Origin of the sequence: [Clostridium] hylemonae DSM 15053 (assembly GCF_008281175.1) — a bacterium.
Lineage (GTDB): Bacteria > Bacillota > Clostridia > Lachnospirales > Lachnospiraceae > Extibacter > Extibacter hylemonae.
Genome location: NZ_CP036524.1, coordinates 3,779,567 through 3,797,541 on the forward strand (window position 1 = coordinate 3,779,567; position 17,975 = coordinate 3,797,541).

Here is a 17,975-nt window from a genome sequence, read left to right on the forward strand (position 1 = left end):
TTACTTCTTCTGAACACCTAATGTTACCTCTTCTCCGTTAATCTTCCAGTCTTTTACAAAGCCTGCCGGGGTTGTCTTCGTCATTTTAACGGTGAGTGTCTCCTCTGCAATGATCTTCGCATTCTCGGCAAATACCTTTTCTGCCTTTTCTGTTCCTTCATACGTTACTTCAATTTTATCCATCACTTCAAAATCAGCTTCCTTGCGCATCGTCTGAATCTTACTGATAATCTCGCGGACAAATCCTTCCTCCAGCAGTTCATCTGAAAGGTTTGTATCCAGTACAACGGTAATGCCATTGTCATTTTCTGACACATATCCTTCTGTCTGGGCAGTCTCGATTAACAGATCCTCCCGGAATAACGTGACCTCCTGTCCGTTGATGTCAAGCTTCAGGGCATCGGATGCGTTCAGCTCATCCATGGCCGCGTTTCCGTCCAGAGACTCAAGCGCTGCTTTAATGCCTCCTAACAGTTTACCATATTTTGGTCCGACTGTCTTTAGCTGAGGTTTAAAACTGTAAGAAGTAAAGTCTCGTACCTCTTGTGTAAATGTCATAGTTTTTACATTCAGCTCATCTGTCACAATGTCCTGATAGAACACAGGGAGCTCAAAATCAGCCTTCACATACATCTGTCCGATCGGCTGCCGGTTTTTGATATTGGCTGTATTACGGCATGCGCGCCCCATAACGACGAGCTTCAGCACCTTCTCCATGTTGGACTCAAGTTCTGTGTCAATGCAGCTTTCATCTACAAGAGGGAAATCACACAAGTGTATACTCTCCGGTGCGTCCTTGTCTATACTTCTCACGAGATTCTGGTAGATATCTTCTGCCATGAACGGAATCATCGGCGCCGCTGCCTTGCAGACTGTGACAAGCGCTGTATAAAGTGTCATATAAGCATTGATCTTATCCTGTTCCATGCCTTTTGCCCAGAAACGTTCACGGCTTCTTCTCACATACCAGTTGCTCATGTCGTCCACAAAATCCTGAAGCGCTCTTGCTGCCTCCGGTATGCGGTAATTCTCCAGGTCATTGTCTACTTCCTTCACAAGTGTATTCATCTTGGAAAGCAGCCATTTGTCCATGACAGACAATTTGTCGTATTCCAGCGCATATTTTGTCGCATCGAATTCATCGATATTCGCATACAGTACAAAGAAGGCATACGTATTCCAGAGCGTGCCCATAAACTTACGCTGTCCCTCTGTCACTGCCTTGCCGTGGAAACGGTTTGGAAGCCATGGGGCACTGTTCACATAGAAGTACCAGCGGATCGCATCCGCGCCGTATTTTTCAAGTGCGTCAAACGGATCTACTGCATTTCCCTTGGACTTGCTCATCTTCTGGCCGTTCTCGTCCTGCACGTGGCCGAGTACGATGACATTCTTATACGGAGCTTTATTAAATATGAGCGTAGAGATAGCCAGCAGAGAATAGAACCATCCTCTCGTCTGGTCAACAGCCTCAGAAATAAAGTCCGCCGGAAACTGCTTTTCAAAAAGCTCTTTATTTTCAAACGGATAGTGGTGCTGTGCAAACGGCATGGCGCCGGAATCAAACCAGCAGTCGATAACTTCCGGCACACGGTGCATCTCTTTGCCGCACTCTGGACATTTTACCGTAACTTCATCTATATACGGACGGTGGAGCTCAATATCGTCCGGGCAGTTGTCAGACATGGACTTCAGCTCCTCAATACTGCCGACAGAATGCTGGTGTCCGCATTCACATTCCCATATATTCAGCGGTGTTCCCCAGTAACGGTTGCGGCTGATGCCCCAGTCCTGCACATTTTCCAGCCAGTCACCGAAACGGCCCTTGCCGATGCTCTCCGGAATCCAGTTGATCGTGTTGTTATTTGCGATCAGGTCATCCTTTACCGCTGTCATATTGATGAACCATGATTCACGCGCATAGTAGATGAGAGGTGTGTCACATCTCCAGCAGTGGGGATAGCTGTGCTCAAACTTCGGAGCCTCAAACAACAGCCCCTGTTCTTCCAGATCTTTCAATACGAGCGGATCCGCCTTCTTCACAAACACGCCCGCGTAAGGCGTCGACTCTCCCATGTTGCCCTTCTCATCGACAAGCTGTACAAACGGCATGTCATATTTGCGTCCTACCTTAGCATCGTCCTCACCAAAGGCCGGGGCAATATGGACAACACCGGTTCCGTCTGTCAGTGTTACGTAAGAATCACAGGTGACAAAGAACGCTTTTTTCTTCTGCTTCTTCGCACATTCCGCGGCACAGGAAAACAGTGGTTCGTATTCCTTATATTCCAGGTCCTCTCCTTTATATCGTTCCAGAACCTCATAAGCTGACTCTCCTTCTTCCGCAAGCCTGCCGAGCACTTTATCAAGCAGCGCCTCTGCCATATAGTATACATACCCGTCGGCAGCCTTCACCTTCACATAATCCTCCGCCGGATTCACGCAGAGTCCGATATTGGACGGCAGTGTCCATGGGGTTGTCGTCCATGCAAGAATATACGCGTCCTCATCTTTCACTTTAAAGCGCACGATAGCGGAACGCTCTTTCACATCCTTATATCCTTGTGCTACTTCCTGGGCGGAAAGCGGCGTGCCGCAGCGCGGGCAGTAAGGAACGATCTTGAAGCCTTTGTATAAGAGCCCCTTATCCCAGATCTGCTTAAGGGCCCACCACTCAGATTCAATATAATCGTTGTGGTACGTCACGTACGGATTATCCATGTCGGCCCAGAAACCAACTGTATTGGAGAAATCCTCCCACATTCCTTTATATTTCCACACACTTTCTTTACACTTGTCGATAAACGGCTCCAGACCATATTCCTCGATCTGCTCTTTGCCGTCCAGGCCGAGAAGCTTCTCCACCTCCAGCTCCACCGGAAGACCGTGGGTATCCCATCCCGCTTTTCTCGGCACTTCATATCCCTTCATAGTACGGTATCTCGGAATCATATCCTTGATGACACGGGTAAGCACATGGCCGATGTGCGGTTTGCCGTTGGCCGTCGGAGGACCGTCATAAAACATGTAAATGTCGTTGCCGTCCTTCTCCTTCATACTTTTCTCAAAGATGTTGTTCTCTTCCCAGAACTTCTCCGTCGCTTTTTCCCTTTCAACAAAATTCAGATCCGTTGAAACCTTTTTATACATTTCTCTTCCTCCTTGAGCATTGGGGACACGTTTTTTTCTCGTTGGGGACGGGGTATTTCTAAAAAACCTCCGTCCCCAATTTAATTCAGGGTGTCCCTTTTTCATTAATTTTAATATTGGGTCAAAAAAAACTTCCGTCCTGAATAGGACGAAAGCTAAAGCCTCGTTTATAAACCACCTAAACATACTGTCATATGCCTTCCCTGTAACGGGGGAACTCCGTCGGCATCTATTGGGTATTCATACCTTTCGACGACCGCAACTCGGAAGTGATATTCAGATATAACTTACCGGCGCCAGGCTTCCACCATCCCCGACTCTCTATTGCTTTCCGAAATATCTTACTGTCTTCGTCAACATTTTTTTATATTCTGCTTTATTATAGTAAGAAAACCCTTGATAGTCAAGGGTTTTCTCCATTTTAACGTTATTTGGCGTACGTTATTGCGCATTTATAACAGTGGTGATTTTATCGAACATATCGGGCAGCAATGCTCCGGTTTACACGGTGGTTCCGGTCTGCACGGCGGCTCCGGTTTACATGGCGGTTCCGGCTTACAGGGCGGCTCTGGCCTGCACGGTGGTTCCGGTTTACAGGGCGGTTCCGGTCTGTATGGCGGTTCCGGCTTACAGGGCGGCTCTGGCCTGCACGGCGGTTCCGGTCTACATGGCGGCTCCGGCTTACAGGGCGGTTCCGGTCTGCACGGTGGTTCCGGTTTACACGGTGGTTCCGGTCTGCATGGCGGCTCCGGCTTACAGGGCGGCTCCGGTCTGCACGGCGGTTCCGGCGGGTATGGCGGCCATGGCGGCTCCGGCGGGTACGGCGGTCTTGGCGGCCATGGCGGCTCCGGCGGATACGGCGGCCTCGGTGGATACGGTGGCTCCGGCGGATACGGCGGCCTCGGTGGATACGGTGGCTCCGGCGGATACGGCGGATACGGCGGATAAGGTGGATACGGCAGTTCAGGCGGACGTCCCCAGCCCGGATAACATGGCATCATACATGGAAATGGAACCGGAAATCCTCCTGCCCCGCACGAATTATTTGTGTTATTGTTATTATTATTGTTGTTATTATTGTTGATATTAATACCAGCATATCCGCCCTGCCCTTTTGATACGGAACAGTCCACAGACGGATATTCTGCGCATACACAGAGTTCGGCTTCCTGGCCGATCTGCACATCATCAAAAGATGTTCCGATCGGCTGGTAATTCAGGGCGGTGCTCTGTGCCTCCATAGTGATCACCCGCGTTATCGTACCTGTAAAAGATGCCTTAACGGTAAAACAGGCATACTTGCCGCACGTGCGCAGGGCGATATAGAATTCCTGCCCAATTACCGGATCGGAGATCGGATTGCCGCAGAAATCCATAAACGTTACCGAATAATCTTCCCTGCAGCTGCAAAACGGTGTGACAGTGATATCCGGACGGCCGTCAAAACTGGACAGTATCCTAAACGGCCCTATCAGCATTCTGCCGCATACTGTTCGGACCTCATCCGGACATCCTTTGAAAATAAAATACGGGGCTGTTGTATCGGTCGGAAGAACACTCTTGTTGCAGCACTTGATACCACAGTCACCCGTGCAGCATTGATCGTTCGGTGTCGGTGACGGAACAGGAACATCCGGTTCCGCGTCTACATAATCTCCCGCCAGTTTAAGAAGCGCAAGCACTGCGGCGCGCATTCTGTCCGACTTGGGATGTTCATTATCGTCGGCACAGTCGAGAAAATAAACTTCATCCGGCGCGATCTGACCCAGGAGCACCCAGAGGGCAGTCTGAACAACGGCATATGCGTCATTGTCATCCAGCGCCGGACTGGCATCCGGATCTACCCCTGCCAGTGCAAATGTTGCAGCAGCGCTGACCGCAGGATAGGTATTTGCCAAAATCCAGCCGAGCATCTCTTTCTGCCGCTCTGTAGCAGCCGGAAACAGTGTTTCAAAAGGGCGGCTTTCATACGGAACGTCATTGTAGGGTCCATCCGCAAATTTGTCCAGACAATAGACAGGCTTATTCGTACTGCCCAGCAGATTTCCAAAAAACTGAAATATCTGATTGTGGTCATCTCTGTTCAGCCGGTATCTGGATGCAGAAGTATAATCAAGCGAACAGTAGCTTTCTACGCTCGGATTGCCGCCCACAGTTCCGCTGATATCCCGGTCAGAATAAATAATAAAAGGACGTGTGTCCCTTAGTTCTTCTATATCAATCATGAAAATTCCTCCTTACTTATAGATTGGAATAAGAAGATTCTTACATAATTAAGATATGCTGCATCTGTGGCCGTGTTCCTTACCCTATATTAATAAGAAATAAGACCATTGTCACTGACTGGATCCCAGCATAGACAATGGCCTTGTTTCTTTAGTTTATTTGCTTGTTTATCGTACAGATCTATCTGCGGCGCCTTTTTCTCCGGCGTCTTCTCTGCTTTTTTATCATCCTTCTGATATAAAACACAAGGAGCAGTATACCTGCGGCAGCGACAACAATTGCAAATGTCAGCTTTTTCCCGCTGCTCTTTTCCTTATTTTCTTCCTTCTTTGATGTCCTGATCTTCGCCGAATGATCCTTTATATACGATTTACTCAGCTTAGCTCTTGCGCTGCCTACCGTGTATCCTTTATATGAATAGGTAAGTACAGCCTCTCCCCTGGCATTTTCATCTGCCTTCAGCTTCATATCCAGGTCTTTAAATTTTATGCCTTCGGGAAGCATGACGTAACCGTCCCCATCACTGTCTATGATGCTATCCACATCCTTGGAATCCTCTTCCCCTGACGCCGCTGTCTTTTTAAAATTACTGAACCCATAGTCCAGCAGATTCTTTGTGTCAGAATAGATATTAGAGCCGTGCGTCCTCAGCACCACGCACACAAGCCGGACCCCGTCCTTCTCAGCCATCGTGATCAGGGTGGACAGCGCATCCGATGTATATCCGGTCTTCCCTCCCACCGCATACTCATAATAGTTTGAATTTCCCGGAATGAGCATCTTGTGCTTCTGCTGAAAAATATGCTCCTCGCATGTATCGGTCGCCGGTATTGCATAGTTTAACGTCTGTACAATATCAAAAAATTCCGGATGCTTAAACAGTTCCCTGCCAATAAGCGCCATATCCCGCGCACATGTATAGTGGTTCTCATCGTGCAGCCCATTCGTATTGGCAAAATGAGAATTTTCCCCGCCAAGCTCTTTACACCTTGCATTCATCTGTTCTAAAAACCAGTTATAATCATGTCCTGCATTCCTGCCCACACTTTCTCCCACCGCATAGGCCGCCTCATTGGCAGACGCAAGTAAGGTTGCATGCAGCGCCTCATCCAGACTGATAACATCTCCTTCCTTCATTCCGATGGAGGAATCCCCGGGCTGAAGAAATGCCACACTGTCATGTGTAAATGTCACTTCATCTGTAAGCTGTCCGTTCTCTAACGCGACAAGCGCAGTCAGCACTTTTGTTATACTTGCAGGAAATTCATGTTCGTCAATATTCTTGGCATACAATATGGCCCCTGTCCCGACTTCCATGACGATTCCCGCTTCTCCATATGTAGCCGGACCTTTGGGCCACTTCTTCAGTTCATTTGTCTGAACAGGCATCTCGTATGCCTCACGTTCTGCCTTCTGTTCAGGTGTCTCTTCTTCTGCAGCAGCATTTTCTGTCTCCGGCTCTGCTGCATATGCAATATTTATAGTGCTGGTAAATGCTACCGCAAGCGTCATTAAAATAATCAGACTCCACCTGCTGCGCTTCATATGTCTGTCCTCCCAGTTTTATAATTTACCGATATACCAGACAAGCCTGCCCTTCGTATCCGAAATGCTGACAGGACCAAACATCCGGGAATCTTCAGAATTCTCTCTGTTATCCCCCAGTACAAATACTTCCCCATCTGTGACAGTGATCGGAAACACAATGCCGTTTTTAACAGCCTTCGTCTCCCCCAAAGCCCACGGTTCTTCCCGCTCTTTTCCGTTCACATACAGTCTGCCGCCTTCTATGTTGACCGTATCGCCTGCCACCGCCACAACACGTTTCACAAACTCTTCATCATTCGGCCGGTCGATCGCAATGATATCTCCCGGTGCATAAGCCTTCTGCCTGCGCTTGTACACAACCATATCCTTATCGTGCAGCGTCGGATACATAGACTGTCCTTCCACGTAGGAGATGCCCATCACGATCTGAAACAGGCCGCATATGACAACTATGATCGCAGCAAACTCCAGTATCGTGCGGAGCCAGCTCATCCTGCGCATATGCTTCTTTTTCTTCTTCGTAGGCGGATCCACATCCTCCAGTACCTTCTGCTTCACCTGCTTTATTTCATCTGCATCCATATAGCATATCCTTCTTTGATAATTTTATCTAGATTACATTATAAAGGAAATATGAAAAATTAACAAGAACAAAGGATTTATATATGCGAAAAGCCTCCCGGACTATAAATCCGGAAGGCTTTTTACATACTATGACTGAACTGTATCTACAGTTTCCTGTGCAAGTTTGTCGGCTAACTGGTCTTCAAAATCTTTTTCTCTTTTCTTTTGTTTATGTCTGTGTACCCCAAAGACCACGATCATCACAATGAGGACAATAAGCGCGGGCAGATCCCAGGCACATAATCCCAACACACTGTGTGAAAACATATATTCCAGCATATTTTCTTCCTCCTTATCCTATTAAGCTGCTTCGTCTTTTTCAATTTCTTTATCTGCCATGGCGATCTCTTCTCTTAATTCAAAGATTCTCTCCTGACGCTTTTTCATGCTTCTAGTGTAACCAATCTCAACCAGCAATGCAAGCAACAGCAGCAGGAAGTGAAGAATACAGCATTTATGGTCTTTGGAAGCCCGGTTGGCCAACGGCACTCCCTCATCATCTGACTGAACTAACTGTTGTACATTTGCGCCTACGGCATTACCGACATTTTGTACAAATGCGGCGACAGGTTCTGTGATCGTCTGAATAACAGCAGCGGGTGTTATTGTTCCGGCATTGGCCGGTGCCGCCGTATCATTGCCGCCCGGTGTCGTTCCTCCCGGATTAGTTCCGGCCGGTGTTACAGGTGCGGCGCTCCACTGGGCATTCATGACAAGTCCGCCTTTGGCCATCTTGATCCAGCCGTTTGGCTGATACAGATTTTGATTGTCCGTACCACTGCTCCAGCCGTCAAATACATAACCTTCGTTTACAAATCCATTAGCCTTGAGGACAACCTGATAATCAACTGGATAAATCGAATTGTCTACCGTCTCGCCTGTGGCATTCTGTGCATTTGCATTATAGGTGACCGCGTACTCCTCAGAATCCGGTATTCCATCCGGTTTTCCTTCCGGTCCGTTATTATCCAGCACATAGTATACATTGATAACATTCGCATCTTCATTCGTACTTATAGTTGTTTCATATGGCAGGCCAATATCATCCAACATGTAATTCTGTCCGTCTCTTTCCTTTGTACCCGGCGTCTTTGCGCTTACAGTAGAAGAAAACGGTGCATTCTCACTGACGGTCTCGTCATCTGCCAGATTATTGTCATAGTAGTAATTAACTGTATATTTATAGTTATTGACACTAAAGGTTCCCTTGATCACTACATCTTTTGCCGGCATCTTGAAGTTATCCGGATGCTGCCATCCGCTGAACGTATAGCCTTCTTTGTCCGGTGCGTTCCTCAAGGTCACATCACTGTTATACACATAACTATCTACTGCGCCATATTGCACGTCATCTACAAGATATGTCACCTTATAAGTATTGATCGTGAAGCTGCCGTTGACTACTATGTCCTCGGTCCCCATCTTATCCGGCAGTGTTCTGTCCCAGCCGCTGAATGTGTAGCCTTCCTTCGTCGGTTCTTTTCTCAGCCCGGCAATATCTGCTCCATATTTGTAAGTGTCTGTCTTTCCATACTGCTGGCCGTCTACCATATAAGTTACTGTGTGCTCATCTCTTGTGTAGTACAGCTTCAGGACGAGTTTTCCGTCTCCTGTGATGGTTCCTGTTGTTACGTTCTTCTCAGAATTCTTGTCATAAGTGAAGCCCGTAAAGGTCGTCGGGTTTGCCGTTGCTATTGTATCAGTCTCTCCGGTCTTATCTTCACTCTTTCCTTCTGTATACTTTCCATCCAGACCTTCCAGGTAGTGTTTTACTATAAACTTCGTATCTCCGTTGGCTGTGAACGTTCCCGTTATCTCCACGTCATTGGCCGGCATCTCAAAGGCTTCTTTCTGGCTCCAGCCGCTGAATGTGTAGCCCTCTTTCACTGCATCCGGCTCAATGCTTACCTGCTCGCCGTATTTATAGCTCTGCGGGCCTGCATATGCCGCTCCGTCCACCTTGTAGGTCACGTTGTAACTGTTCCTTGTGTAGTACAGCTTCAGTGTCAGGCTTCCGTCACCGGCTATCGTTCCGGATGCCAGCGGATCCTCCCCGGCTTCTGCATCATACGTATAGCCTTCATACTTCTTCGGAGCTTCTGTCACCGGCGTTCCTGTCGTTCCAGTCTCGTCTCTGCCTTCCGCCAGTGTAAACGTTCCGTTCAGGTTCTCTTTATAATGCTCTACCCGGTACTTCGTATCATCGTTGGCTATGATGCTTCCTTCGATCTTCACATCCTTTGCCGGCATCTTGAAGTCTTCCTTCTGGCTCCAGCCGCTGAAGTGATAACCCGCCGGTACTTCCGGCGCCGGTCTTACTGTCACGTCGCTTCCGTATTCATAACGCTCTGATGCTCCGTATGGCTGACCATCCAGCTCGTATGTCACGTTGTAACTATTGACCTTGAAGCTGCCGCTGACTACTATGTCCTCGGTACCCATCTTATCCGGCAGTGTTCTGTCCCAGCCGCTGAATGTGTAGCCTTCCTTCGTCGGTTCTTTTCTCAAGTCTTTCACGGACTCATCGTATTTGTAAGTGTCTATCTCTCCATACTGCTGGCCGTCTACCATATAAGTTACTGTGTGCTCATCTCTAGTGTAGTACAGCTTCAGGACGAGCTTTCCGTCCCCTGTGATGGTTCCTGTTGTTACGTTCTTCTCAGAATTCTTGTCATAAGTGAAGCCCGTAAAGGTCGTCGGGTTTGCAGTTGCTATCGTATCCGTCTTTCCATTCAGAGGCTCCGTCAGGCCTTCCTCATACTTTCCATCCAGGCCTTCCAGATAGTGTATCACTGTATACTTTGTATCTCCATTGGCTGTGAACGTTCCCGTTATCTCCACGTCATTGGCCGGCATCTCAAAGGCTTCTTTCTGGCTCCAGCCGCTGAATGTGTAGCCCTCTTTCACTGCATCCGGCTCAATGCTTACCTGCTCGCCGTATTTATAGCTCTGCGGGCCTGCGTATGCCGCTCCGTCCACCTTGTAGGTCACGTTGTAACTGTTCCTTGTGTAGTACAGCTTCAGCGTCAGGCTTCCGTCTCCCGCTATCGTTCCAGATGCCAGCGGATCTTCCCCGGCTTCTGCATCATACGTATAGCCTTCATACTTCTTCGGTTCTTCTGTCACCGGCGTCCCAGTCGTTCCAGTCTCGTCTCTGCCTTCCGCCAGTGTAAACGTTCCGTTCAGGTTCTCTTTATAATGCTCTACCCGGTACTTCGTATCATCGTTGGCTATGATGCTTCCTTCGATCTTCACATCCTCTGCAGGCATCTTGAAGTCTTCCTTCTGGCTCCAGCCGCTGAAGTGATAACCCGCCGGTACTTCCGGCGCCGGTCTTACTGTCACGTCGCTTCCGTATTCATAACGCTCTGATGCTCCGTATGGCTGCCCATCCAGCTCGTATGTCACGTTGTAACTGTTGACCTTGAAGCTGCCGCTGACTACTATGTCCTCGGTACCCATCTTATCCGGCAGTGTTCTGTCCCAGCCGCTGAATGTGTAGCCTTCCTTCGTCGGTTCTTTTCTCAAGTCTTTCACGGACTCATCGTATTTGTAAGTGTCTATCTCTCCATACTGCTGGCCGTCTACCATGTAAGTTACTGTGTGCTCATCTCTTGTATAGTACAGCTTCAGGACAAGCTTTCCGTCTCCTGTGATGGTTCCTTCCGTTACGTTCTTTTCGGAAGTCTCGTCATAGGTGAATCCTGTAAAGGTCGTCGGATTTGCAGTTGCTATCGTATCCGTCTTTCCATTCAGAGGCTCCGTCAGGCCTTCCTCATACTTCCCGTCCAGGCCTTCCAGATAGTGTATCACTGTATACTTTGTATCTCCGTTGGCTGTGAACGTTCCCGTTATCTCCACGTCATTGGCCGGCATCTCAAAGGCTTCTTTCTGGCTCCAGCCGCTGAATGTGTAGCCCTCTTTCACTGCATCCGGCTCAATGCTTACCTGCTCGCCGTATTTATAGCTCTGCGGGCCTGCATATGCCGCTCCGTCCACCTTGTAGGTCACGTTGTAACTGTTCCTTGTGTAGTACAGCTTCAGCGTCAGGCTTCCGTCTCCCGCTATCGTTCCAGATGCCAGCGGATCTTCCCCGGCTTCTGCATCATACGTATAGCCTTCATACTTCTTCGGTTCTTCTGTCACCGGCGTCCCAGTCGTTCCAGTCTCGTCTCTGCCTTCCGCCAGTGTAAACGTTCCGTCCAGGTTCTCTTTATAATGCTCTACCCGGTACTTCGTATCATCGTTGGCTATGATGCTTCCTTCGATCTTCACATCCTCTGCAGGCATCTTGAAGTCTTCCTTCTGGCTCCAGCCGCTGAAGTGATATCCTGCCGGTACTTCCGGCGCCGGTCTTATTGACACGTCGCTTCCATATTCATACCGCTCTGTCTCTCCATATGGCTGCCCATCCAGCTCGTATGCCACGTTGTAGCTGTTGATCGTGAAACTGCCGCTGATCACTACGTCCTCGGTTCCCATAACCTCCGGCAGTTCACCGTTCCATCCACTGAACGTGTAGCCTTCCTTCACAGGTTCCTCTCTGAGCGGCGCAGTATTCTGACCATATTTATAAGTATCTGTCTCTCCATACTGCTGACCGTCTACCATGTAAGTTACTGTATGCTCATCTCTTGTATAGTACAGCTTCAGGACGAGTTTTCCGTCTCCTGTGATGGTTCCTTCCGTTACGTTCTTCTCAGAATTTTTATCATACGTGAAGCCTGTAAAGAATTTCTCATTTGCCGTTGCTACTGTATCGGTCTCTCCGGTCCACTCTTCACTCTCTTCTTCTACATACTTTCCATCCAGGCCTTCCAGATAGTGTTTTACTGTATACTTCGTATCTCCGTTGGCTGTGAACGTTCCCGTTATCTCTACATCGCTGGCCGGCATCTCAAAGGCTTCTTTCCGGCTCCAGCCGCTGAATGTGTAGCCCTCTTTCACTGCATCCGGCTCAATGCTTACCTGCTCACCGTATTTATAGCTCTGCGGGCCTGCATATGCCGCTCCATCCACCTTGTAAGTCACGTTGTAACTGTTCCTTGTGTAGTACAGCTTCAGCGTCAGGCTTCCGTCTCCCGCTATCGTTCCAGATGCCAGCGGATTCTCCCCGGCTTCTGCATCATACGTAAAGCCTTCATATTCCTTCGAAGCTTCCGTCACCAGCATTCCCGTCGTTCCAGTCCCATCTCTGCCGTCTTCCAGCGTAAACGTTCCGTCCAGGTTCTCTTTATAATGCTCTACCCGGTACTTCGTATCATCGTTGGCTATGATGCTTCCTTCGATCTTCACATCCTCTGCAGGCATCTTGAAGTCTTCCTTCTGGCTCCAGCCGCCGAAGTGATAGCCCGCAGGTACTTCCGGCGCCGGTCTTACTGACACGTCGCTTCCATATTCATACCGCTCTGTCTCTCCGTATGGCTGCCCATCCAGCTCATATGTCACGTTGTAGCTGTTGATCGTGAAACTGCCGCTGATCACTACGTCCTCGGTTCCCATAACCTCCGGCAGTCCACCGTTCCATCCATTGAACGTGTAGCCTTCCTTCACAGGTTCCTCTCTGAGCGGCGCAGTATTCTGCCCATATTTATAAGTGTCTGTCTCTCCATACTGCTGGCCGTCTACCATGTAAGTTACTGTGTGTTCATCTCTTGAATAAAACAGCTTCAGGACGAGCTTTCCGTCTCCTGTGATGGTTCCTGACTCAATTGTTCCCGCTACTTCAGGGTTAAAGGTAAACCCTGTATACGTCTTCCGTGTAGCAGTTGCCGTTGCGCCGGTAGTTCCGGTGAGGTTTTCAGTCTCTGTCTCTGTGTAGTTTCCGTTCAGCTGCTCCTGATAATGTTCTACCGTATACGCCGTGTTGGTATTTGCCGTCCACTGTGCCGTATATTGTGCATTATCTGTCACATTCTCAGCTACTTCGCCCCATCCGGCAAATGTATAGCCCGGGTTCCCTGTCGGCTGCGCTCCAAATGCCGGAGTCTTAACGCCGTAGTCTAAATCGTCATAGACCTTTTCCTGGAATGTTCCCTGCGTTCCCGGTTTATATACTACACTGAACTGCTGCTTAAAGTATACCTTCAATACAAGGGATCCGTCTCCATTTATTGTTCCTTCTGTGACATTGCCCTCATATTCAGAATCGTATACATAACCGGCCCTTGCTGTCAGAGTATCATCGGCTGCCAGCTTCGCTGTGTCTCCTGTTGTTCCGTATGCATCCCTTTTGTTTTCGGTTGTTTCCGGATATGTTCCTTCGTTTTGATAGTAATATTCTACCGTATATTTTGTATTATCCGCAGCTTTCCACTGTGCCACGTACTCCACAGAAGAAGTCACCTTATCGGAATAATCCGGCGCCCAGCCTGCGAATTCATAGCCGGCTTCACCCTCCGCAGTAAATGCCGGTGTGTCCGCATTGTAACTCAGTCCGCTAAATGTCTTGTCGTCAAACGTTCCGTGTGTCCCGGGCTTATATGTGACACTGAACTGCTGCTTAAAGTATACCTTCAGCACAAGACTGCCATCGCCCTGAATGACTCCTGATTCGATAGTTCCGGGGGCGTCCTTATCATACACATACCCTGGTCTGTCTGTACTTCTGTACTCTATTGTGTCTGCGAGCTGTCCTGTTGTGCCTTCACCGGGGAGTATCTCATCCGGCTCTGCTTTGTAGCTTCCGTCCGTCTCATAAAAGCGCTGGACAGTATAGGCGGTATCTGTATTCGCAGCATAATATACTTTTACAGTGGCTCCGTTCTTTACAGTCTCTCCGATTTCTTTCGGGTCTGTCCCTGTAAAGTGATACCCCGGATATTTCCCATCCGATGTGTCGATATCATTCGGAAGTACAGGTATCTCATCATCATTGATCCAGACATTTCTCTTTATCTCTTTCGTATCGCCGGTTACAATGACGCCGTCTTTATAATACTCTACCGTATATTTAAGCTCATGGACACTCAGATCATCTTTTACGCATACGGCCTTAAGCTCAGTATCTTTGTCTCCCATTGTATAGCTTCCGCTTACCGTCTCTCCGGCTGCGTTCTCCCAATGGTCAAACTTATAACCCGTATCTGCCGCAAGACCTGTGTCATTAAAAGACTTGACCGCCGCAGAATCTCCTTTGAAATAGTAAGCGTCAAAGTATGCATCACCGCTGCTGTGATCTCCTGCAACATAAGTCAGCTTATGGGCGGCTTCCGCTGTCACGTGATATCTTATATCATCGCCGTCCTGTATTGCATACGCATCGAGATCATCGATCGTCTCCCATTCCTTGGTTTTACTGTGAAGCACCTGAATCTCATAACTGTCGTACCGGTCTGTTTCTTCCGTTATACCGTATGCCTCATCCGCATATGCCTTGATCTGTTCCGCACTGTAGCCTTCTTTGTTGTCGGAATCGATCTCTTTGGAATACTTGTTTAATGAACCGTCCGTTGACAACTTACCGTCACTCGTAATTACGTATGCGGCGCTGTTTTGCTCTGCTTTGTAAAACCATACGGATACCGTCGCTTTATTTGCAGTCCACTCAGCTGTGTACGTTATGTTGCCGCTTACCTTTTCCTTTACTTCCGGATTCCAGCCTTTGAACGTATACCCATCTTCTGCTGCCGTTTCGCCGTCAAACTTCGGTGTCGCTTCACCATAATATTGTTTGTCATATACCTGGGCTTCAAATGCTCCGTGGGTCCCCGGGTCGTAAGTAACGGTAAACTGCTTCTTATAATATCTTTTCAGAACAAGGCTGCCGTCCGCTTTTACTTCGCCTGTAGAAACATTTAACTTATGCTCTTCATCATATGTGTAGCCATCGATTCCGATCTCACCGGAATTGACGATTGCTCCTGTCGTTCCTTCCCGGATATCTGTTCTGGAAGCGCTGTCCGGATAAGTTCCGTCATCGTTCTGCAGATAATATTCAATCACATATTTCGTATCGCCTTTCGGCAGCCACTGTGCATAGAGTGTCGTATCCTCACTGATAGTAAAGGTTTCACCGCCTGCGTAGGTCGTTCCGCTGCCATCTGCTTTTGTATTCCAGGAATCAAAGTTATATCCTTCACGCACTGGTATTTTTGTGCTTACTGTTGCAGATGAGTCTTTTATATACTGTTTTCCGTCCGGCATATTATCCCACCCTGCCGGTGCGTTGGCATTGTAGGACAGACTTACTTTGCTCTTCTCCAAAAGTACGCCGTCTACATGCCAGTTATCCTGGTGCTTGATCACATACCACAGTACAAACTGGGTAGACGGATCATATTTATTGTAAACCTTCTTTATCTGCGCGTCTGTCGGAGTTTTGCTTAACATATCCGCAACTCCCGGCGGCGTAGTGTTGGCATAGAACGCTCCTACTTTAATCGCATTATTCATAGATATGGCACTGGTATATTCAGCTGCCGCATGACCCTGAGGTTCTGTAGGAATGACCCCGTCTTTACGTATATAAAAATCTGCATTTAAGTTTTGAGCTGCCCATATTGCATACAGTGTAACATTTTTGGCCGGCATAAGATAACTGCTTCCTGCCGGGTAGACCGGAACGGTATAATGGTCGTTTCCTGCAGCGACAGCATTCTTATCGGTACTCCAACCGACAAATAATCTTCCATCCACGCTCCCTTTGTAGTTCGGAAGAGTTATCTGGGAGCCTGCCGTCGTATTTACTTCCTCCGGTGCTGCCTCCCCTTTTCCGCCATTGACATTAAAGGTCAATTTATACGCGTCTGCAACGTTAACTACATAAGGCTCTGAAGACACAGTTCCCGCACTTGCCGTGATCTTCGTAGCACCAGCCTTTAACGCCGTAACCTTTCCATCCTTAGAAACCTTTGCGACTTCCGGGTTGCTTGACGCCCATGTCACTTCATATCCGGCAGGATCTGTGACCGCCGTCAGCTGGAGCGGCTCATCTGCTTTCGTCATCGTCTGTGATTCCCCGGTAACTTTGACAGATGAAACTTGCTGTCTGTCCTTGATCTTAATATAAAAATGTTCCTCTCTCTCACTCAAAGACTGACTTGAATCATAATTGTATTCGTATCTATGGGTTATCTTTATTATCGAGTCACTTGCCTTTAATGCTTTTACATCCGCCGAATAGTCTTTTTTATCTGTTATCTTTATTTTATCAGCATCTGTATCTGAAATTTCCCATTCATGACCTTTCGCCTCGTTATGCCATTCACCGCCACGGGTACTCTTGAGAGTGATCTCATCATTTACATACATTTCATATGCCTGGGAAGGATCATTTGCATAGATCCAATTAGTACCTACTATCGTATAGATCGAAAAATGCTCTGCTTCACATCCTACGGCATAACTGCCGACCGCCTGCCCGACAAGCTCCGCTTTCTTCTTAGAATCATTAACATGATAAACTTCGAGGACTTCGCCCTTCACACCAACGTTGCTGAATGTAACATTGACGCTTCCATCCGGCTGGAGCTCCCGGCCGTCTTTATCAAGGATCGTTATGTCAAATGCCTTGATGCCGGAAATCTCTTTTTCTTCCTCCAAGGCTTTCTCGATGGCAGATTCCACAGATTTCCTGGATACAGATTTTACAGATAACGTCCATCCTTCTTCCAGTACGCCTTCCGGAGCCTCGACAGTTATTACTGTGCCGTCCACAGTTTCACTCAATGTCTTTGCCGGTCTGGCGGCTGTTTCTTCCGCTTTCGGACTTTCATCTGTACTGCCCGCCCCGTCATTGTCTTTTATTTCAGATTCTTTTACTTCCTTATATAATATAGAAACTTCTTCATTCGCAGCGATATTAGAAAGAGAATATGTGTAAACTTTTCCGCCTGTATTCACCGGGGCAATCGCATTCCCGTTCTTATCAGCCACCTTCTCAACTTCATAGCCGTCATTTGCCGTTATCTCTATATTGTATGTAGTACCTTCCGCTACCTCTTCTTTAAATACATTATTGCCGTCATATGTGACCGTGCGTTTATCTCCTGCCGTCCATACTTTTACGACACCGCCGTCTGCTTCCGGCTTGTGGATCACAACATCGTATTTTGTCTCTTCCTGCTCAGTATCCTGAGGCTGCTGCGGCTCACCTGTCTGGGGCTCCGTTACAGATGCCCCCTGTTCCGTGCCCTGTCCGGTCTGCTGCTGTGGTTCGGACTGCTGAGGTTCCTGCGTCTGTCCGGATTTCCCGTCGTTAACTACACTGACGTCGACCCCTTCATTATTACTCTCCGGCACCTGTGGCTCCGGTTCGCTGTCCGCCTGGGCCGATGCCTCCTGTGCGGCATCAATTTCATTTGCTTTCAATGCACTGCTCATCGAATAGATTGCATTGGAGCCGACCAATACAACCGCAAGCATCAATGCCAGCCATCTTTTAAACTTTTTCATATAAGCTTCTCCTTCCCGTTACTGATTCCCAA

General features: G+C 48.2%; 6 protein-coding genes. All 6 read right to left on the reverse strand.

The annotated features are described in order from the left end of the window. Window positions 1-3,150, reverse strand: a complete 3,150-nt coding sequence (ileS, locus tag LAJLEIBI_RS17780) for an isoleucine--tRNA ligase (RefSeq protein WP_040435120.1) — start codon at window positions 3,148-3,150, stop codon at window positions 1-3. Between the two features lie 452 nt (window positions 3,151-3,602). After that, on the reverse strand, window positions 3,603-5,375 hold the full coding sequence (locus tag LAJLEIBI_RS17785; RefSeq protein ID WP_006443558.1) for a thioester domain-containing protein: 1,773 nt from the start codon (window positions 5,373-5,375) through the stop codon (window positions 3,603-3,605). A 181-nt stretch (window positions 5,376-5,556) separates the two neighbouring features. Continuing rightward, entirely contained in the window at window positions 5,557-6,921 is a 1,365-nt protein-coding gene (locus LAJLEIBI_RS17790) for a D-alanyl-D-alanine carboxypeptidase family protein (RefSeq protein WP_006443559.1), read from the reverse strand. 18 nt (window positions 6,922-6,939) lie between these two features. Continuing rightward, window positions 6,940-7,506 (reverse strand): signal peptidase I, encoded by a 567-nt coding sequence (gene lepB, locus LAJLEIBI_RS17795; RefSeq protein WP_006443560.1) that lies wholly within the window; start codon window positions 7,504-7,506, stop codon window positions 6,940-6,942. Between the two features lie 129 nt (window positions 7,507-7,635). Beyond that, complete coding sequence (locus LAJLEIBI_RS17800) at window positions 7,636-7,827, reverse strand: hypothetical protein (protein WP_006443561.1); 192 nt, start codon at window positions 7,825-7,827, stop codon at window positions 7,636-7,638. Window positions 7,828-7,848: 21 nt separating this feature from the next. Beyond that, a complete protein-coding gene (locus LAJLEIBI_RS17805; RefSeq protein ID WP_149301995.1) occupies window positions 7,849-17,943 on the reverse strand; it encodes an InlB B-repeat-containing protein in 10,095 nt (3,364 codons plus the stop codon). Window positions 17,944-17,975: the final 32 nt, after the last annotated feature.

Coding starts and splice junctions, on each gene's coding strand:
- ileS (WP_040435120.1), bottom strand. CDS start 3,150: ATGTATAAAAAGGTTTCAACGGATCTGAATTTTGTTGAAAGGGAAAAA.
- LAJLEIBI_RS17785 (WP_006443558.1), bottom strand. CDS start 5,375: ATGATTGATATAGAAGAACTAAGGGACACACGTCCTTTTATTATTTAT.
- LAJLEIBI_RS17790 (WP_006443559.1), bottom strand. CDS start 6,921: ATGAAGCGCAGCAGGTGGAGTCTGATTATTTTAATGACGCTTGCGGTA.
- lepB (WP_006443560.1), bottom strand. CDS start 7,506: ATGGATGCAGATGAAATAAAGCAGGTGAAGCAGAAGGTACTGGAGGAT.
- LAJLEIBI_RS17800 (WP_006443561.1), bottom strand. CDS start 7,827: ATGCTGGAATATATGTTTTCACACAGTGTGTTGGGATTATGTGCCTGG.
- LAJLEIBI_RS17805 (WP_149301995.1), bottom strand. CDS start 17,943: ATGAAAAAGTTTAAAAGATGGCTGGCATTGATGCTTGCGGTTGTATTG.